Source organism: Caulobacter radicis, from assembly GCF_003094615.1.
Taxonomy (GTDB): Bacteria; Pseudomonadota; Alphaproteobacteria; order Caulobacterales; family Caulobacteraceae; genus Caulobacter; species Caulobacter radicis.
This window is the reverse complement of the sequence record NZ_QDKO01000021.1, coordinates 18695-37427: the sequence shown is the minus strand read 5'-3', so window position 1 is coordinate 37427 and position 18733 is coordinate 18695. Positions and strand designations below refer to the sequence as shown.

At 69.4% G+C, this 18733-nt stretch carries 18 protein-coding genes; 11 read left to right on the top strand and 7 right to left on the bottom strand.

From position 1 onward, the window contains the following. Positions 1-276: 276 nt before the first annotated feature. Positions 277-1416, bottom strand: a complete 1140-nt coding sequence (locus DDF62_RS13220; RefSeq protein WP_116489544.1) for a DUF3089 domain-containing protein — start codon at positions 1414-1416, stop codon at positions 277-279. 32 nt (positions 1417-1448) lie between these two features. Beyond that, the gene (locus tag DDF62_RS13215) at positions 1449-2651 is read right to left on the bottom strand and encodes an acetyl-CoA acetyltransferase (protein WP_116489543.1); all 1203 of its coding nucleotides are present in this window, start codon (positions 2649-2651) and stop codon (positions 1449-1451) included. Positions 2652-2708: 57 nt separating this feature from the next. On the opposite strand from DDF62_RS13215, the gene DDF62_RS13210 reads away from it, so the two are divergent. Together DDF62_RS13210 and DDF62_RS13205 are read left to right on the top strand one after the other, a co-directional pair. Continuing rightward, on the top strand, positions 2709-2966 hold the full coding sequence (locus DDF62_RS13210; protein ID WP_116489542.1) for a type II toxin-antitoxin system VapB family antitoxin: 258 nt from the start codon (positions 2709-2711) through the stop codon (positions 2964-2966). Beyond that, complete coding sequence (locus DDF62_RS13205; protein ID WP_208866862.1) at positions 2963-3349, top strand: type II toxin-antitoxin system VapC family toxin; 387 nt, start codon at positions 2963-2965, stop codon at positions 3347-3349. Before DDF62_RS13210 ends, DDF62_RS13205 begins: the two co-directional genes overlap by 4 nt. 7 nt (positions 3350-3356) lie before the next feature. On the opposite strand, the gene DDF62_RS13200 is transcribed toward DDF62_RS13205, so the two are convergent. The 4 genes from DDF62_RS13200 to kdsA form a co-directional block, all read right to left on the bottom strand. Continuing rightward, positions 3357-4835 carry a hydroxymethylglutaryl-CoA synthase family protein gene (locus tag DDF62_RS13200; RefSeq protein ID WP_116489541.1) on the bottom strand — a complete coding sequence of 493 codons (1479 nt, stop codon included), beginning with the start codon at positions 4833-4835 and terminating at the stop codon, positions 3357-3359. 87 nt (positions 4836-4922) lie between these two features. Further along, the gene (locus DDF62_RS13195) at positions 4923-6161 is read right to left on the bottom strand and encodes an FAD-dependent oxidoreductase (RefSeq protein WP_116489540.1); all 1239 of its coding nucleotides are present in this window, start codon (positions 6159-6161) and stop codon (positions 4923-4925) included. A gap of 13 nt (positions 6162-6174) precedes the next feature. Next, on the bottom strand, positions 6175-7176 hold the full coding sequence (gene rfaD, locus DDF62_RS13190) for an ADP-glyceromanno-heptose 6-epimerase (protein WP_116489539.1): 1002 nt from the start codon (positions 7174-7176) through the stop codon (positions 6175-6177). 186 nt (positions 7177-7362) lie between these two features. Next, positions 7363-8229, bottom strand: a complete 867-nt coding sequence (gene kdsA, locus DDF62_RS13185; protein WP_116489538.1) for a 3-deoxy-8-phosphooctulonate synthase — start codon at positions 8227-8229, stop codon at positions 7363-7365. A 79-nt stretch (positions 8230-8308) separates the two neighbouring features. On the opposite strand from kdsA, the gene DDF62_RS13180 reads away from it, so the two are divergent. From DDF62_RS13180 to DDF62_RS13145, 8 genes are all read left to right on the top strand, one after another. Further along, entirely contained in the window at positions 8309-9769 is a 1461-nt protein-coding gene (locus tag DDF62_RS13180) for a cryptochrome/photolyase family protein (RefSeq protein WP_425267048.1), read from the top strand. 87 nt (positions 9770-9856) lie between these two features. Further along, complete coding sequence (locus tag DDF62_RS13175; protein ID WP_116489536.1) at positions 9857-11083, top strand: SAM-dependent methyltransferase; 1227 nt, start codon at positions 9857-9859, stop codon at positions 11081-11083. 13 nt (positions 11084-11096) lie between these two features. After that, positions 11097-11381 (top strand): hypothetical protein, encoded by a 285-nt coding sequence (locus tag DDF62_RS13170; protein WP_116489535.1) that lies wholly within the window; start codon positions 11097-11099, stop codon positions 11379-11381. A 114-nt stretch (positions 11382-11495) separates the two neighbouring features. Further along, positions 11496-12494, top strand: coding sequence for a cysteine synthase A (locus tag DDF62_RS13165; protein ID WP_116489534.1), 999 nt, complete (start codon positions 11496-11498; stop codon positions 12492-12494). A gap of 69 nt (positions 12495-12563) precedes the next feature. After that, positions 12564-13418 (top strand): 3-mercaptopyruvate sulfurtransferase, encoded by an 855-nt coding sequence (gene sseA, locus DDF62_RS13160; RefSeq protein ID WP_116489533.1) that lies wholly within the window; start codon positions 12564-12566, stop codon positions 13416-13418. A gap of 233 nt (positions 13419-13651) precedes the next feature. After that, on the top strand, positions 13652-13825 hold the full coding sequence (locus DDF62_RS13155; RefSeq protein WP_116489532.1) for a DUF1843 domain-containing protein: 174 nt from the start codon (positions 13652-13654) through the stop codon (positions 13823-13825). Positions 13826-13830: 5 nt separating this feature from the next. Next, entirely contained in the window at positions 13831-14007 is a 177-nt protein-coding gene (locus tag DDF62_RS13150) for a DUF1843 domain-containing protein (RefSeq protein WP_116489531.1), read from the top strand. Between the two features lie 110 nt (positions 14008-14117). Beyond that, entirely contained in the window at positions 14118-15611 is a 1494-nt protein-coding gene (locus DDF62_RS13145; protein ID WP_116489530.1) for a GDL motif peptide-associated radical SAM/SPASM maturase, read from the top strand. A 1109-nt stretch (positions 15612-16720) separates the two neighbouring features. Here the strand turns inward: DDF62_RS13145 and DDF62_RS13135 are convergent. Continuing rightward, the gene (locus DDF62_RS13135) at positions 16721-17248 is read right to left on the bottom strand and encodes a hypothetical protein (RefSeq protein WP_116489528.1); all 528 of its coding nucleotides are present in this window, start codon (positions 17246-17248) and stop codon (positions 16721-16723) included. 156 nt (positions 17249-17404) lie between these two features. Between DDF62_RS13135 and metC the strand changes: the two genes are divergently transcribed. Next, positions 17405-18559, top strand: coding sequence for a cystathionine beta-lyase (metC, locus tag DDF62_RS13130; RefSeq protein ID WP_116489527.1), 1155 nt, complete (start codon positions 17405-17407; stop codon positions 18557-18559). The last annotated feature ends 174 nt before the right edge of the window (positions 18560-18733 follow it).

The window sequence follows — 18733 nt, the reverse complement described above, 5'->3', positions numbered from 1 at the left end:
GCCGTCACTTCAGACGATGCGCCTGAGTCGTACAGTCCGTCCGCCCGGGACTGGACGGATGGTCGTTATTTATGTGGACCTTTTGCGACGCGGTTCAAGCGCGCTCGCCTTCCAGCGGCGACAAGTCGCGCCGTGGTGGCAAAGCTGCAGGAAAACAAGCTGGGCGACGCGTGCTGAAGGCAAGATCGGCGGCTTGGCCGCGGGCCTCGCGGCAAAATCATGCGCTGTTGCAGCGCGGTACGACCTCCGGCGGCCCCGATCCGCGACGCCAAAGGGCTAAGGCGCCGGCGCCCTGATCACCGGAGGCTCGCGCTTGCCCAGCGCCGCCACCCGCGCGGCGGCGTCGGCCTCGATATCGGCCCAGAACAGATTGAAGCCGTCGACCTTGCGGCGGTCGGTCCACGAGCCGGTGTCGCGCAGCGAGGCCGACTTGGGACGGCCCGTGTGCAGCAGGCCGTTCTCGCACTGGGCCCAGACCTGGCGCTTGAGGAAGGCCGGCCGGGCGCCCCACTCCAGGCCCGTGGCGTTGACCGAACCGAGATTGAGCCGGGCCGGGGCCCGTTCGTCGGTCTGGGCGCCGAGCAGCGGATTGACGCACAGCGGCTTGCGGCCGTTGAGGTTCTCCAGCTGGTCTCCGCCCCTCCAGGTCAGCGAGCGGCCCAGCCACTCCTGGGCCTTCTGGAAGTCGCCGTCGGTCAGCGAGGCCCAGGCCACGACGCAGCCGGCCTGGTCGCGGCGCGCGCAGGCGGGGACGGCCGCGACCGGACCGTACTCGTCGGCCGGCACGGCGGTCTCGATCAGGTAGACGCCGGCCAAGCGGGCCTTGAGCGCGGGATCGGGCGCGATCTCCTCGGCCGCCAGGCGCGCCAGCAGGCTTCCGCCCTGCTCCACCCCGACCAGCACCAGCGGCCGCCCTTTGTCATAGCGGTCGCGCCAGGCCCGGAAGGCGTCCCGCACATCGCCATAGGCGAAGCGTCGAGCCTCGCGGGCGTCGTCGCGCAGGGTCAGGAAGGTGTAGAGGCTGGCCTGGCGATAGTGGGGGGCGAAGATCCGCCCCACCCGCGAGAACGGCGCGGCGTAGTTGGGCAGCACCACGCGATTGAGATAGCGATCGGCCTTGGGCTGGTCATAGGGCGCGTTCCAGTCCCGCCCGCCGTCGAAGGTGGTGGGATGGACGAAGAACACGTCGGCGGCGCGGTCCATGCCGGTCGCGCCCCTGGGCAGCAGCGCCCAGGCCGCTGGATCGGCGTAGTTGGGCGCCGGCGGCGGGTCGTAGGTCTGGAACGGCACCTTCGGGTCCAGCGTCGTGCGCAGGATGTCGTAGCGCCAGTAGAACGCCGCCGTCAGGACGATCCCCAGCACGAGGACGCATCCCGCGAAGATCCAGCGCTTGAAGCCCTTGAAGCGTCCCGACATGCCTCTCGACTACACCAGGTCGCCGCGTCGCACTACGCCCCTTCCCGCCCGATGATGGCCACCGAGCAGACATTGCTGGCCGGCGCGCCGCCGAGATTGTGGGTCATGCCCAGGACCGGGTCGCGCAGCTGCCGCTCGCCCGCCCTGCCCTGCAGCTGCAGGTACATCTCGTAGAGCATCCGCAGGCCCGAGGCGCCGATCGGATGGCCGAAGCACTTGAGGCCGCCGTCGATCTGGCACGGCACCGGGCCGTCGGCGTCGTAGAAGCCGTCGAGCACGTCGCGCCAGCCGCGTCCCTCGGCCGAGATGAACAGGTCCTCCATGGTGACCAACTCGGTCACCGAGAAGCAGTCGTGCACCTCCATCATCGAGATCTGCTCGCGCGGGCGTTCGATGCCGGCCTCCTTGTAGGCCTTGCCGGCGGCGATGCGAGCGGTGTGGAAGTGGCTGCCGTCCCAACCATTGTATTGGCTCTCGTAGCCGTTGGAGACCGACAGTTGCAGGGCCTTCACCGTGACAAGGTCATGCTTGCCCAGCGCCCGGGCGATCTCGGGCGTGGTGACGATGGCCGCGGCCGCGCCGTCCGAGACGCCGCAGCAGTCGAACAGACCCAGCGGCTCGGCGATGATCGGCGCCTTCAGCGCCTGTTCCTCGGTGATGGCTTTGCGCAGGTGGGCCTTGGGGTTCTTGGCGCCGTTGGCGTGGCTCTTGACCGAGACATGGGCGATGGCCCGCTTGAGGTCCTCCTTGGAGACCCCGTGCTTGGCGCGATACGCGCTGGCCAGTTGCGCGAAGTTGCCGGGCGCCGAGCCGTTGGGCATGACCTGCGGCGTCAGCGTGCCCGGCGCGCCGAACGGCAGGCCGCCATAGCCGGTGTCCTTCAGCTTCTCGACGCCGACGGCCAGCGCGATGTCGGCCGCGCCGGCCGCGACGGCGTAGACCGCGCCCCGGAACGCTTCCGAGCCCGAGGCGCAGAAGTTCTCCACCCGGGTGACGGCGATGTTGGGCAGGCGCAGGGCGATCGACAGCGGCGTGCCGCCCTTGCCCGTGCCGATCTCGTCGATGTGGGTCGAGAACCACGCCGCGTCGAGCTGGCTGGCCTCTATCCCCGCATCGGTCATGGCCTCCACATAGGCCTCGACCATCAGGTCGTCGGGTCCGGCGTCCCAGCGCTCGCCGAACTTGCTGCAGCCCATGCCGAGAATGGCGACCTTGTCGCGGATGCCGCTGGCCATCGTGGTCTCCCTCAGCTCGCCTTCTCGGGCGTATTGATCGGGTGTAACGTCGCGGCCATGGGCATGGTGATCCACGACGAGGAAACACTGCGCATGGCGCAGGAGCTGGCGGACCGTAAGGGCGTGAGCCTGAGCGACGTGTTCGCCCACGCCGTACGGGCCGAACGCGATCGCATGCCGCCCCGGCCGCCCCCCAAGACACGCGAGGAGAAGCTGGCCTTCATGGCAGAGCTGCAGAAGCGCTCAGCCGCGCTTCCCATCCTCGACCCCCGAACGCCTGAAGAGATGCTGTACGAAGACGGCCTTCCGAAGTGATCGTCCTCGATACTTCCGCGGTTCTGGCCATCCTCTGGGACGAGCCCGAGGCCGGTGCGTTCATGAAGGCCGTCGCCGACGCGGAGGCTCTTCTGATGTCGGCCGCAACACGCCTCGAACTTCAGGTCGTGTGCCTGCGGCGCAAGGGCGAAGCCGAGGTCGAGAACATCAGGCGCTTTGTCGACGAATTCGAGGTCAGCCTGGAGCCGTTCGACGAGCCGCAACTGACACTCGCGCAGCAGGCCTTCGCCGAATACGGCGCCGGCCGCCACGGCCTGAACTTCGGCGACTGCTTCAGCTACGCCCTGGCCAAGGCGCGCGACCTGCCCCTGCTGTTCAAGGGCGAGGACTTCGCCGCCACCGACGTCAAGCGCGCGCTCTGACACCGCCCTACTCCGCCGCCTGGGCCGAGGTCGCCGCCAGCGCCGAGCGGTCCGGCGCGGCCTTCCAGAAGTAGCGCACGAAACCGCGCTTCTCGTCGCGGTCCTTGATCCGGAAGACCATCTTCACCGGCAGGCCGGTCTCGACCTCGCCGGGCGCGACGTCGGTGATGTCGAGCATGATCCGCCCGCCGCCCTCGAAGACGATCATGCCGTAGTGGTTGGGCGGGCTCATCGAGAAGGTCAGGTAGTCGGCCGAATAGGTCAGCACCTGGGCCGCGCGCTCGGCGAAGCGGTAGGGCTCCTGGGTGTCGACGGCCGGGTTGTTGGGGGCCACGGAAATGCGCGTGCGCGGGAACTGCACGACGCCGGTCTCGCGGCAGCGGCCGCCGACCAGCCCCAGGATCTGGTCGCGGTTGCGATAGAGGGTGGTCAGGGCCGTCTTGTTGTCCTTCTCGGCCCGCATGCCCCTGTCCCATTCGACAAGGTCGTTGAAGACCAGGAACTTCAGGTAGTTGGTCTCTTCCTGGCGATCGGCGAGCGCGCCGGTCACGCCGCGCGCGGGACGCACAGCGGCCTCGCCGACGCGGAACACCAGGGCTTCGGCGCCCTGGCCGAACTGGGCGACCAGCACGATCTGGCCAGGCAGCGCCTCCTCCAGGGCGTGGGCCAGCAGCAGCGGCCCGTGGGCGCAGCCGGCCTCGCCGAGCTGGGCGGCCAGGGTGTCGCGGACGGCCTCGGGACGAATGCCCAGCGCCTTGGCCAGGGTCGCGCCCATGCCGGGGAACACCGACGGGAAGCAGAAGTGATCGACCTCGGCGGCCGTGACGCCCGCCGCCTCCAGGGCGTCGCGAACGGCTGGCGGAACCAGCTTGACGATCCCCTCGTCGCGGATCCAGCGCTCCTCCCAGGCATAGTCGAACTGCGCGTCCGCCCCACGGAAGTGGTCGACGAAGTCGTCGGTGACCGTGCCTCGGCCCAGGAACGTCGCCGCGCCGCCGTCGGGCGAGACGACGAAAGCCGCCGCCGCGTCGCCGAAGTCGAGCTCCTGCGGCGAGGCCGCGCGAGCCCGGCGATGCTCGCCGGCGGCCACAAGGACGCGCTTGCCGGAAGCGGCCGCATCGAGCGCCTGCCCGAGGGCCGTGAGGCCGCAGCGCTGCGAGCCGGTGACGTCGGCCGAGGCGATCGACGGCGGCAGCGTCAGGGCGGCGGCCAGGATCCCGGCGTTCTGGCGATCGACGAACGGCGCGGTCGTCGAGGCGAAGATCGCCGTCTCGACCACCGCCCGGTCCTCGTCTTCCACGCCGAGGGCGTCGCGAGCGGCCTCGACGGCCATGGTCAGGGCGTCCTCGTCCCAGTTGGCCATCGAGCGTTCGCCCCTGGCCTTGCCCGCCAGGCCGGGCGCGACCCAGGCGTTGGCGGCGACGACGGCCTTGCGGCTGAGGCGAAGACGCGGCGCATAGGCGCCCCAGGCGGCGATGCCGACCATGTTCCACTCCCTGACCGACGCCCGTTCCGGCGACTTATCAGGGTTCAGGTTACGCGCGCGGCAGGGGTCCGCAAGCGTGCCCCTTGGTCAACCGGAAAAGGCGTTCGGCGACCTCACCCTCTCCAGGCGAAAGCCGAGGCCGAGCACCCGGGCCGGGATGCGGCGCAGGCGCGGAAAGCGCTCGAACAGCTTCATCACCGCCGGCGGCCTCATCGGCCGCCCGCTGAGCGCGGCGCTGATCACTCGGTTCTGGATCAGCAGCTGCAGTGACTGCATGGCCCGCGTGGGCGGCAGCCGACGGCGCTGGACGGCCTGCGCCCGGCCATCCAGCGCCGCCTCGTCCAGGCCGAAGGCGTCGTGCAGAAGGTTGGCGGCGGCGATGGCGTCCTGGACCGCCAGGTTGATGCCCACCCCGCCCACCGGCGACATGGCGTGGGCGGCGTCGCCGATGCACAGCAGGCCGGGCTTGCTCCACCGCGTCAGACGATCGACGGTCACGGTCAGCAGGTGCACGTCGTCGAAACTGGCCAGCTCGTCCACGCGGTCGGCCAGGGCCGGCGCGGCCTGCGCCACCTGGCGGCGGAAGGCCTCTATCCCCGCGGCCTGGAGGGCGTCGAACCCGCCCTTCGCGGCGACATAGCCGCACTGATAGTAGCCTTCGCGCGGGATGGTGACGAACAGCCGTCCGGCGCTGGCCCGGCCCAGCGGCGCCTCGGGATCGTCGGTCGGCTTGCGCGACAGCCGCATCCACAGCACGTCCATCGGCGCCCCCAGGTCCTCGACCGGCAGGGCGGCCGCGTCACGCAGCAGCGACCGGCGCCCGTCAGCGGCGATCACCAGGCGAGCGCGAACCTCCAGCGGGCCGTCGGGCGCGCGGGCCTGCACGCCGACGATGCGGCCGCCGAGCTCGATCGCTCCAAGCGCTTCGGCGTTCATCCGCAGGTCGAAGGTCGGGTAGCGCCGCCCCTGCCCGGCCAGGAAGTCGAGAAAGTCCCACTGCGGCATCAGGGCGACGAACGGCGCGGCGGTCTTCAGGCCATGGAAGTCGGCCAGATGAACCGTCTCCCCGCCGATCTCCGCCGAGAGCGTGCTCACCTCGGTGTGGGGCAGCGCGAGGAAATCCTCCAGCCAGCCCAGGTCGGCCATGGCCTGCAGGGTCGAGGGGTGGACGGTGTCGCCCCGGAAATCGCGCAGGAAATCACCGTGCTTTTCCAGCACGGCGACTTTGATCCCGGCGCGGGCCAGCAGCACGCCGGCCATCATCCCCGCCGGACCGCCCCCGACCACGCAGCAATCGACTTCGAGCAAGGCGGGATCGGCGGACATGGCGGACCTCTCGTCAGCGGTAGGGATCGTCCGTGTTCAGGAACCCGGCCACATAGTCGGCCACGCCATCCTCCAGCGAGGTCATCGGGGCGTTGTAGCCGGCCGCCCGCAGGCGGCTCATGTCGGCCTGCGTGAAATACTGGTACTTGCCCCGCAGCACTTCGGGCATGTCGAAATAGGTGATCTCCGGCTCGCGAGCGATGGCGCTGAACGTCGCCTCGGCCAGGTCCTTGAACGAGCGGGCCTTGCCCGAGCCCAGGTTGTAGACGCCGTTGACGTGCGGGCTCTTGGCCAGCCAGGCGATCACGTCGGCCACGTCGCGCACATAGACAAAGTCGCGCAGCTGGCCGCCGTCCTCGTAGTCGGGGTGGTGCGACTTGAACAGCCGCACGCCCTCGCCCGCCTGGATCTTCGGCCAGATCTGGCAGACCACCGACTTCATGCCGCCCTTGTGGTCTTCGTTGGGGCCGTAGACGTTGAAGAACTTCAGCCCCACCCATTGGGGCGGGGCGTGGCCGCGGGCGGCCTCGCGCACGGCGAAGACGTCGAACAACGCCTTGGACCAGCCATAGGCGTTCAGCGGGCGCAGGCCCATCAGGGTGTCGATGTCGTCCTTGCCGTCGAAGCCCTGAGCGCCGTCGCCGTAGGTGGCGGCCGACGAGGCGTAGATCAGGCGGGTGTTGTTCTTTGCGCACCAGCGCCAGAGGTCGCGCGAAAGCACGAAATTGGACTGCACGATCAGGTCGGCGTCGGGCTCGGTCGTCGACGAGATGGCGCCCATGTGGATCACCAGCTCGACCTCGTCGCCACGCACGGCCAGCCAGTCGAACAGCTGCTCGGGCGCGACGAAGTCGGCGATCGGGTGCTTGGCGATGTTGCGCCACTTGCCCTCGGCGGCCTGGCCCAGCCAGTCGCAGACCACGACATCGAGCGCCGGATCCTCGCAGAGCCGGGCCACGATGTTGGAGCCGATGAACCCGGCGCCGCCGGTGACGAGAACGATGCGTCTGGACATGGGCGGGTTATGGCACAGGGGAATGGCGGGGCAACCCCACCACCCTTCTCCCAGAGGGAGAAGGAGGGGCCCGCGCCGCAGGCGTGGGAGGATGAGGGGTTAGGGACCGAAGACGGCGTGCCGGCACGACGGCCGACGACGTCACCCCTTACCCTCCCAGGCTATCGCCGGGGAGAGGGGCTTAAATCAAGCCGCCAGCTTGCGCTTGGCCAGGGCGTCGAACTCGAGCAGCTCGGCCACCAGGCCTTCGAACTGGCTCAGCGGCACCATGTTGGGGCCGTCCGACGGGGCGTGGTCGGGGTCGGGGTGGGTTTCCATGAACACCATGGCCACGCCGATCGAGACGGCGGCGCGGGCCAGAACCGGCACGAACTCGCGCTGGCCGCCCGAGGACGTGCCCTGCCCGCCCGGCTGCTGCACGCTGTGGGTGGCGTCGAACACCACCGGGCAGCCGATCTCCTTCATGATCGGCAGAGACCGCATGTCGGAGACCAGGGCGTTGTAGCCGAACGAGGCGCCGCGCTCGCAGGCCATGACGTTGGGATTGCCAGCGCCAGTCACCTTGGCGATGACGTTCTTCATGTCCCAGGGCGCCAGGAACTGGCCCTTCTTGATGTTGATCGCACGACCGGTCTTGGCGGCGGCCAGCAGCAGGTCGGTCTGGCGGCACAGGAAGGCCGGGATCTGGATCACGTCGACGGCCTCGGCGACCGGATCGCAGTGGCTGATCTCGTGCACGTCGGTCAGGGTCGGCAGGCCAGTGACCTCGCGGATCTCCTGGAAGATCGGCAGGCTGTCATAGAGACCGATGCCGCGCGCGGCGGTCGCCGAGGTGCGGTTGGCCTTGTCGTAGCTGGTCTTGTAGATCAGGCCGACGCCCAAGCGCTCGCCGATCTCCTTCAGCGCATGCGCCGTTTCCAGAGCGTGCTGGCGGCTTTCCATCTGGCACGGACCGGCGATGAGGGTCAGGCGCTCGGCGTTGCCTATGCGGACGGCCTTGCCGGTCTCGGTCTTCACTTCGACGACGGCGTTGGGGGCGACGGGCTGACTCAAGGCGGGACTTCCGAATAAAGGTGGGACCGACAGGCTTAGGCGCCGATTTTGGCCCACAGGTGGCCCCAACGGCGGAAAGGTGCAAGTGCGGATCGATCCAGGCGTCCCCGGACCCGTCATCGTGTGGCTGCGCAACGACCTGCGCCTGGCCGACAATCCGGCCCTGAACGCCGCCGCCGAAACGGGGCGGCCGGTGATCCCCCTCTATATCCTCGACGAGACCCCGGGTGTGCGGCCGATGGGCGGAGCCTCGCTATGGTGGCTCGACAAGTCGCTGCGGGCGCTCTCCGAAAGCTTCAAGGCGATCGGCTCGAAGCTGATCCTGAGGCGCGGCCCGGCCCAGGAGGTGCTGAAGGACGTAATCGCCCACGCCGGAGCCGCCGGCGTCGTCTGGAACCGCCTCTATGAACCAGCCGCGATCACCCGCGACGCCGAGATCAAAACCGCGCTGAAGGCCGACGGCGTCGTAGTCGAAAGCTGCGTCGCCGGCCTGCTGAACGAGCCCTGGACGGTCGCGAACGGCTCCAAGCAGCCCTACAAGGTCTTCACCCCCTACTGGCGGGCCGCCCGCGCGCACCTCACCCATGTCGAGGTCGAGGCCGCGCCCAAGCGACTGGAAGAGCCCGAGCACTGGCCCCACAGCGACGCGCTGGATGGCTGGGGCCTGCATCCCAAAAAGCCCGACTGGTCCAGCGGCTTCTCCATCTGGACACCCGGCGAGGCCGGCGCGCTGGCGCGGCTGGACGACTTCCTGTCGGGGCCCGTCGACGGCTACGGCGAAGGCCGCGACGTTCCGGGGCTGGAGGCCACCTCGCGCCTCTCGCCCCACCTGCATTTCGGCGAGATCGGCCCGCGCCAGGTCTGGAACGCCGCCCGCCACGCCGCCGAGGCCGGCGACGCCCCGCATGGCGAGATCGAGAAGTTTCTCTCCGAGGTGGGCTGGCGAGAGTTCAACCACGCGATCCTGTTCAACTGGCCGGAGCTGCCGAAGAAGAACTTCCGGCCCGAGTTCGACGCCTTCCCATGGTCGAAGAACCCGCGCGGCTTCGAGGCCTGGACCGAAGGGCGCACCGGCTATCCGCTGGTCGACGCCGGCATGCGCGAGCTGTGGGCCACGGGCTTCATGCACAACCGGGTGCGGATGATCACCGCCTCGTTCCTGATCAAGCACCTGCTGGTCGACTGGCGCGAGGGCGAGGCCTGGTTCTGGGACACCCTGGTCGACGCCGACCTCGCCAACAATGTCGGCAACTGGCAGTGGGTGGCCGGCAGCGGCGCCGACGCCTCGCCCTACTTCCGGATCTTCAACCCGATCGGCCAGGGCGAAAAGTTCGACCCCAAGGGGACTTACGTCAAACGCTGGATCCCGGAGCTGGCCAACCTGCCGGCCGACGTGATCCACCAGCCGTGGACCGCGCCTGAACGGCTGAGCGCCGGCGCCAGGGCCGTCTACGGCAAGCCGATCGTCGACCATCCCCGCGCCCGGGCCGCGGCGCTGGAGGCCTATCGCCAACTGCGCGGAGACGCCGGCGACGAATGATCCCCTGGTGAACGTCGGCCGCCAGACCCATTTACAGTTCGGCTTTCGGGGGTCTTACTTGTCCCATTCAAGGGATTGGGAGCGCTGATGACCGACACCTTGCCCGCCTCCTGGCGAGACGAAGATCTTAGGGCCGCGCCGCCGGCCTTCCGCACGGCGCTGCGCATCGCCGTCGAGAACTGGGCGATCGGATCCCTGACCTTCGTCCTGCCCTCGGGCAAGCCACTGCGCATCGACGGCAAGACCCCCGGCCCCGACGCCGTGGTCCGCGTCCGCGACTACCGCTTCATCCGCCGGGCCTTCGCCTCGGGCGACATCGGCTTCGCCGAGGGCTATATGGCCGGCGAGTGGGACACGCCCGACCTGTCGGCGGTGCTGACCGCCTTCGCGCTGAACTTCGACAAGCTGGCGGCCCTGGTGCGGGGCAATCCCGTCATGCACCTGATCAACGTCATCTTCCACTGGATGAACCGCAACGACCGCAGCGGTTCCAAGCGCAACATCCACGCCCACTACGACCTGGGCAACGCCTTCTATTCCCAGTGGCTGGACCGGACGATGACCTATTCGTCGGCCCTCTACGACAAGGACGCCGCCGCCTCGCTCGACGCGGCCCAGACCCGCAAGTACGAGGCCCTGGCCCAGTCCATCGGCCTGGCGCCCGGCAAGCACGTGCTGGAGATCGGCTGCGGCTGGGGCGGCTTCGCCGAGTACGCAGCCAAGGAGGTCGGCGCCAAGGTCACCGGCATCACCATCTCGCAGGCCCAGCACGACTTCGCGAGAAAGCGGCTGTTCGACCAGGGCCTGGCCGAGAAGGCCGACATCCGGCTGATCGATTATCGCGACGTGCAGGGCCAGTTCGACGGCGTCGCCTCGATCGAGATGTTCGAGGCCGTCGGCGAGGAGTACTGGCCGACCTATTTCGGCAAGATCCACGACGTGCTCACCCCCGGCGGCCGCGCCGGCCTGCAGATCATCACCATCAAGGACGACCTGTTCGACCGCTATCGCCGCCACACCGACTTCATCCAGCGCTACATCTTCCCCGGCGGCATGCTGCCCAGCGAGACGCGGCTGCGCCAGGAGACCGACAAGGCCGGCCTCTCGTGGGACGGCGTGCGGCGCTTTGGCCAGGATTACGCCGACACCCTGGCCGAATGGGCCAGGCGGTTCGAGGCGGCCTGGGACCAGATCCGCCCGCTGGGCTTCGACGAGCGCTTCCGCCGGCTGTGGCACTTCTATCTGAGCTACTGCGAGGCCGGCTTCCGCACCGAACGCACCAACGTCGTCCAGCTTGGCCTGGCGCGCAGCTAGAGGAGCATCAAGCGTGTCGCTCTTCACCCTGGTCCTCGACTACCACGGCGGCACCTACCTCTCGCAGTTCGACGCGGCGACGCCCGTCGAGGCGGTCGGCGCCTGGTGCCGCGAGCTGCACGACAACCAGCTGCTGGGCGAGCCGTCGTCCCTGGTCGCCGAAGGTATCATGGCCGACGCGGTCGAGAACAGCCTGGTGGGCATCGACGGCCTGTGCGGGGCCTGGTGCGCGGCGACGGCGGCCGCAGGCGGCCTGGCCTTGCTGAACGTCATCCAGACCGAGCCGACCGCACACTGAACCTGCCCCGCCGACCGCCGCTTTCAGGAAAACTGGATTGATCCGGGCGGCCGCATCGCGATCTACCGTTGCCTCCAACGGCGCCTCTTCGCGCGAAGCCGCAGATTTTCGACCATGCCCGTCACCGCCAACGTTCTCGACGCCATCGGCAACACCCCGCTGATCCGCCTCAACCGCGCCAGCGAGGCCACCGGCTGCGAGATCCTGGGCAAGGCCGAGTTCATGAACCCCGGCCAGTCGGTCAAGGACCGCGCCGCGCTCAGCATCATCCGCGACGCCGAGGCCAAAGGCCTGCTGCGCCCGGGCGGCCGGGTCGTCGAGGGCACGGCCGGCAACACCGGCATCGGCCTGGCCATGGTCGCCTCCGCGCTCGGCTACAAGACCACCATCGTCATCCCGCGCACCCAGAGCCAGGAGAAGAAGGACGCCATCCGCCTGCTCGGCGCCGAGCTCGTGGAAGTCGACGCCGTCCCCTACTCCAACCCCGACAACTACGTCCGCTACTCCGGCCGCCTGGCCGAGGAGCTGGCCAGGACCGAGCCCAACGGCGCGATCTGGGCCAACCAGTTCGACAACGTCGCCAACCGCCAGGCCCACTACGACACGACCGGCCCGGAGATCTGGGAACAGACCGGCGGCAAGGTCGACGGCTTCATCTGCGCGGTCGGCTCGGGCGGCACCCTGGCGGGCGTGGCCCAGGCCCTGCGCGAGCGCAAGCCGGACGTGAAGATCGGCCTGGCCGACCCGGGCGGCGCCTCGCTCTACAACTGGTACGCCGCCGGCGAGCTGAAGGCCGAGGGCAATTCGATCAGCGAGGGCATCGGCCAGGGCCGGATCACCGCCAATCTCGAAGGCCTGGCCATCGACCATCCCTACCGCGTCTCCGACGAGGAGATGATGGAGCAGATCTTCGACCTGGTGCAGCACGAGGGCCTGTGCCTGGGCGGCTCGACGGGCATCAACGTCGCCGGCGCCGTGCGCCTGGCCAGGGACCTGGGCCCCGGCCACACCATCGTGACCATCCTCTGCGACCACGGCTCGCGCTACCAGAGCAAGCTCTTCAACCCCGCCTTCCTGGCCGAGAAGGGCCTGCCGACGCCGCCCTGGCTGTAAGGCGCGCTTGCGCGGGGCGGCGGCGCACGTGAAGTTGCCGCCCCTGTTCGCCAGTCCGAAAGGCCAGCCATGACCCACGCCGATCCCCTCGTCTCGACCGCCTGGCTGGCCGACCACCTCGACGCGCCGGACGTGCGCATCGTCGACGCCTCGTGGTTCATGCCCGGCACGCCGCGCGACCCGAAGGCCGAGTTCGAGGCCGGCCACATCCCCGGCGCGGTGTTCTTCGACATCGACGAGATCTCCGACGAGACCTCGCCCTTGCCCCACATGCTGGCCAGCGGCGTCAAGTTCGCCTCGCGGGTGCGCAAGCTGGGCCTCGGCGACGGCTCGCGCATCGTCGTCTACGACAGCACCGGCATCCTGCCGGCCGCCCGGGCATGGTGGAACTTCCGCGTCATGGGCCACGAGGACGTCGTGGTGCTGGACGGCGGCCTGCCCAAGTGGATCGCCGAGGGCCGCCCGCTGGAGGACGGCCCCGCCGCACCGCAGGAACGCCACTTCACGCCCCGCCTGCAGGCAGACCTCGTCCGCTCCTTCGACCAGATTAAGAAGAACCTGGAGACCGGTCGCGAGCAGGTGATCGACGCCCGCGCCGCTGGCCGCTTCAACGGCGAGGTTCCCGAGCCCCGCGCCGGCCTGGCCAGCGGCCACATCCCCGGCTCGCGAAACATCCCGCTGGCCGCCATCCTGGCCGCCGACGCCACGATGCTGCCCGCCGACCAGTTGAAGGCCGTCTTCGCCGACGCCGGGGTCGACATCGAAAAGCCGATCGCCACCACCTGCGGCTCGGGCATCACCGCCTCGGTCGTGTCTCTGGCCCTGCATCGCCTGGGCAAGCCTCGGGCGGCCGTCTACGACGGCTCGTGGACCGAGTGGGGCGGCCGCGACGACGCCCCGGTCGCGACAGGCCCGGCTGTGTAAAAACACTCAAAGTTACGCGATTTCTGAATACAATCCTGAATTGACAAGGCGCTTCATGTGACCGACCCTCGATGCGTTGGGGGTCGGCCTCGCGCCGCCATGAAGCGCGGCCAAGTCGCGCATCGCTCCCCGCAAGTGCCCGTCAGCTTAACGACCATCGGCGCGCCAACCGCGCCGAGCACGCAACCGCGCGACCGGCGCAACCGCCGGCGCGCCCGTGGGGAGAAAACGTCATGTCGTCGTTTCGACCGCTTTACGCCGTCACCATCACCGACGCCATCGCCACCGGCGACCTGGATCAGCTGAAGAAGCTGGCCGCCGAGGCCGAGGAGCACGTCAACCAGTATGGCGACGTCGCCACCCTGCTGGCCGCCCTGAAGATCGAAATCGCCAAGGCCGAGGCCTGATCGCCATGAACATCAAGCCCTACGGCGTCGCCGTGACCGACGCCATCGCCTCGGGCGATCTCTCGCGCCTGAAGGAAGCCGAAGCCGCCGCCGAGGCTCACCTGGCTCAGTACGGCGACGTCAAGACCCTGCTGGCGCTTCTCAATGTCGAGATCGCCAAGCTGGAAGGCGGAAAGAGCTAACCGGGCGCGGGCGGCGCCGCCTCGCCGGCGACGTCGCCCGCCCATCGCGTTTCGGGGCCAGCCCGTCGCGTTTCGGGGCCAAGCTATCGCGTTTCGGGGAATGAGCGCGCATGACCGACACCTTGCCGCCCGCCGTTCGGACCACGCCGGAAGGCAAGTCTGTCCGCTTTCGCACGGACGAGGACTATGAGCAGCTCACCCCCGTCCACGTGGTCTGGGAGGTCACGCTCGCCTGCAACCTCAAGTGCCAGCACTGCGGCTCGCGCGCCGGACGGCCGCGTCCAGACGAGCTGAACACCGCCGAGGCGCTGGAACTGCTCGATCATCTGGCCGCCCTGGGCACGCGTGAGCTGACCCTGATCGGCGGCGAGGCCTATCTGCGCCGCGACTGGATCGAACTGATACGCAGGAGCCGCGCCCACGGCATCCGCACCGCCGTCCAGACCGGCGCCCGCAACCTGACCGACAAGCGCCTGGACGAAGCGGCCGAGGCCGGCCTGCAAGGTATCGGCGTGTCGATCGACGGCCTGCCCGACCTGCACGACCGCGTGCGCGGCGTGCCCGGCTCCTACGACCAGGCGATCAGCGCCCTCAAGCGGGCCAAGGCCCGGGGCCTGGCCGTCTCGGTCAACACCCAGATCGGCGCCGAGACCGCCGCCCACCTGCCCGAGCTGATGGAACGGATCATCGAGGCCGGCGCGACGCACTGGCAGATCCAGCTGACCGTGGCGATGGGCAACGCCGTCGACAATCCCGACCTCCTGCTCCAGCCCTACCAGCTGCTCGACGTCATGCCCCTGCTGGCCAGGCTCTATCGCGAGGGACTGGAGCGGGGCCTCTTGATGATCGTCGGCAACAATGTCGGCTATTTCGGCCCCTATGAGCGCATGTGGCGCGGCCTGGGCGACGAGGCCGACCACTGGAACGGCTGCGCCGCCGGCCAGGGCGGCATCGGCATCGAGGCCGACGGCACCATCAAGGGCTGCCCGTCGCTCGCCACCTCGCTGTACGCCGCCGGCAACGTGCGCGAGATGAGCATCGCCGACATCTGGCGCCACAGCGAGAAGATGGCCTTCGGCCGCGTGCGCGACGTCGAGGAGCTCTACGACTACTGCCGCACCTGCTACTACGCCGATGTCTGCCGCGCCGGCTGCACCTGGACCTCGGAGTCCCTGCTGGGCAAGCGCGGCAATAACCCCTACTGCCACCACCGGGTGCTCGACCTGGCGCGCCATGGCTGGCGCGAGCGGGTGACGAAGATCAAGGACGCTCCGGCCGCCAGCTTCGCCATCGGCGAGTTCGCCCTGGTGCGCGAACCCATACCCGGCGCCCAGACCGTTCCCCTGCCCGTCCGCGACCCGGCGAAGGTGCATGTGGCCCATCGCGAGCGCACCGAAGCCGGCGGCGCCCTGCCATCCAGACTGAAAGTCTGCCGCTCCTGCGACCAGTACGTCTGGCCCCACGAGACCGAGTGCCCCCACTGCGCCGCCGACCTCGCGCAGGTCGAGCGCCAACACGCGCAGGCAGCCGAACGCCGGCGGGCGCTGATCCAGCAGGCTCAGCGCGTGCTGGGCGGGATCGGCGCCGCTCCTGGCCAGGCCTGAAGGCGACTGGAACCTCCCCTGTGGGGGAGGTGGCCCGAAGGGCCGGAGGGGGGCCGTTTTCAGCTTCCGAGACGCCTGTGGTCATCCCCCACCAATACATCCGCCTCCCTCGCCCTCGTGGCGAGACGCTCAAGAGGAACCTCCCCCTGTGGGGGAGGCGGCCGAAGGCCGGTGGGGGGAAGTTTTCAGCTTCCGGTGCGCCGGCCGGTTCCCTCCAACACCCCCCACCGATCGCTGCGCGATCGCCTCCCCCCTCTGGGGGAGGTTCCCTCGCGCACAGTCCATCCCCGCGAAATCCAAAGCAAACCCACACGAAATCAACAGCCTGCACAAAAATAGTCGTTGTTGATCCGACGGGACTCAGGGCGCTCGCATAATCAAACCCGTCCCCGCCATGGGGAGGGCTCTTGGTACCGGCCCAAGCGTGGCGAGGACCGCATCGAGCGGGGCCGCTCGGAGCGTCGTGGAAAAGGCGGGTTTGCAGGAGCGCTCACAAGGCGCAATTGGGCCGCCAAGCCGTCCATGACGCGACGAGCGGGTCGACAGGGTCGGGATCGTTCAAACCGGCCTAACAGGATCAGCCGAGGCCGCCGCCGGATTACCGCGGGGCTATTGGTCCTGCCCGTCCGTGGGACAGCCGGGTCCAGGGTTGAAACAGCACCCGCGCCTCCGGCCCTTCGGAATAACGACGCGGCGGAGCGGTCGACGAAGCCGAAACGCTAAACAAACCCACGGTCCCCGGGCTCCGCCCGGCCGCTCCGCGCCTCCCCGACCTAACGCGTGTGAACGCGGGAGAATGCGAACCCGTGTCTCAAGGAACCTCCCCCTATGGGGGAGGCGATCGCGCAGCGATCGGTGGGGGGAGAAACTGCGAAACCGGCCACCGCCCCGAAAGCTGAAACCGCCCCCCCACCGGCCTTCGGCCGCCTCCCCCAGAGGGGGAGGTTCGCCGACCAAGATCCTCCCCCTGAAGGGGGAGGTGGCCCGGAGGGCCGGAGGGGGAAGTCCCTGATGAGGTCAGCACATCCCCAGCGTCAGCAGTCCCTTCCCCCTCAGTCGCTCCGCGGCAGCTCCCCCTTCAGGGGGAGCATCTTGAGGATCGCGGGACCTTACGGACACCCCGCCCGCACGAGCTCATAGCTCGCGAATCCCTGCTCCTTGCCGCTCGCGCCGCGCATGACGATGGACCAGCTCAGATGCTCCCCAACCCGCGCCCAGCGATTGACGAAGGCGGCCTCGCCATAGGGATAGCTGACCTCGAAGCCGTTCGGCGCGACCCTGCCCGCGCCCTGCGAGGCGCCGTCGCCGCCGAAGCTGTCGGCCCACAGGCCGACGATCGCGGCCGGCTCGCCGGCCTTGGTCGTGCGGCCGCCCAGCAGCAGGTGGGCGGCATAGGTGTCGGCCGGATCGGCCTTGGCGACGCTGTCGGCCTCGACCAGCATCATCGCCCCGCCCACGATCGGCCGCGCCGACAGGGCGATGGTCACCGGCTTGCCCATGACCGTCCCCTCGCCCTTCCAGCAGCCGGCCAGGGCCGAAACCTGCGCCGGCGGCGGCGTGGGCGGCGGGTCCTCGGCCCGAGCGGCGGCGGCGAGCATCGACGCCGACAGCGTCAGAAGCCAAACCAGAACTCTCATCCCATCCCCCGATACGGCGCCGGCCCCCGCCGGACGCCCCCTCCTAGATGGCCGATTCCCCGCGCCGCTCGCCAGGACGTTGATCGAACGCTTGAACCCCGGCCGCCCACGCCCTTAAACGACGGGTTCCTTCCCGTGCTTACGAGTCCCGCCGCCATGGACGAAAAGACCCGCCTGATCCGCTCGGGCCTGCAGGCCCCGTCGCTGGCGCGCACCGTCAATCCGCCGATCCAGCGCGGCTCGACCGTGCTGATGCCGAACGCCGCCTCGCTGTACGACGACAGCCAGCTGACCTACGGCATCACGGGCCTATCCTCGCCCGCCGCGCTGCAGGCGGCCCTGGCCGAGCTGGAAGGCTCGCCGGACGTGACCCTCTATCCGTCCGGCCTGGCGGCGATCACCGGGGCGATGATGGCGGTGCTGAAGGCCGGCGACGACGTGCTGGTGGTCGACAGCGCCTACAAGCCCACCCGCCGGTTCTGCGACCGCTTTCTCACCCGCTTCGGCGTCACCACCCGCTATTACGACCCGGCCCTCGACGCCGACGCCCTGATGGCCCTGGCCCAGCCCAACACCCGGCTGATCCTTCTGGAGGCCCCGGGCTCGCTGACCTTCGAGATGCAGGACGTGCCGGCCATCGCCGCGGCCGCCAATGCGCGCGGCGTCCTCACCCTGATCGACAACACCTGGGGGGCCGGCCTGCTCTTCAAGCCGCTGGCGCACGGCGTGACCATCAGCGTCCAGGCCCTGACCAAATATGTCGGCGGCCACTCGGACTGCTTCATGGGCAGCGCCACGACCATGGACCCGGTGATCGGCGACGAGCTGGGCAACGCCATGTGGGACGTGGGCTGGTCGGTCTCGCCCGACGACGCCTACACCATGCTGCGCGGCCTGCGGACCCTGGCCACGCGCATGCCGCGCCACGAGGCCAACGGCCTGGCGGTGGCTCGCTGGCTGGAGCAGCGGCCCGAGGTGGCCCGCGTGCTGCACCCCGCCCTGCCCGACGATCCCGGCCACGCGATCTGGAAACGCGACTTCACCGGCGCCTGCGGCCTGTTCGGCGTGGTGCTGAAGCCGACCACCCAGCGCTCGGTGCACGCCTTCCTCGACGCCCTGACGCTGTTTGGCCTCGGCTTCTCCTGGGGCGGTTTCGAGAGCCTGGCGATCCACTGCGACCCGCAGTTGAAGAGCCGCTCGACGCCGGTGAACGTCGAAGGTCCGCTGCTGCGCCTGCATATCGGGCTGGAGGATCCGATCGACCTGATCGCCGACCTGGAGCGCGGCTTCAGGGCCCTGGCGGCGGCCTGACGGAAGGGCGGCCGATTGCCGCCCTCGAGCCGATCTTTTCCGCATCGCAACAAAGCGCCACATCCTTGCCGCAAGCGCGGCCAGATTATGCCTAAAGGCCTAAATATGCGAAGTTATTCAGCAGTACGTAGCGCGACCACGCGTCTCTGAAACTTGACCGTGGTTATATTTCCT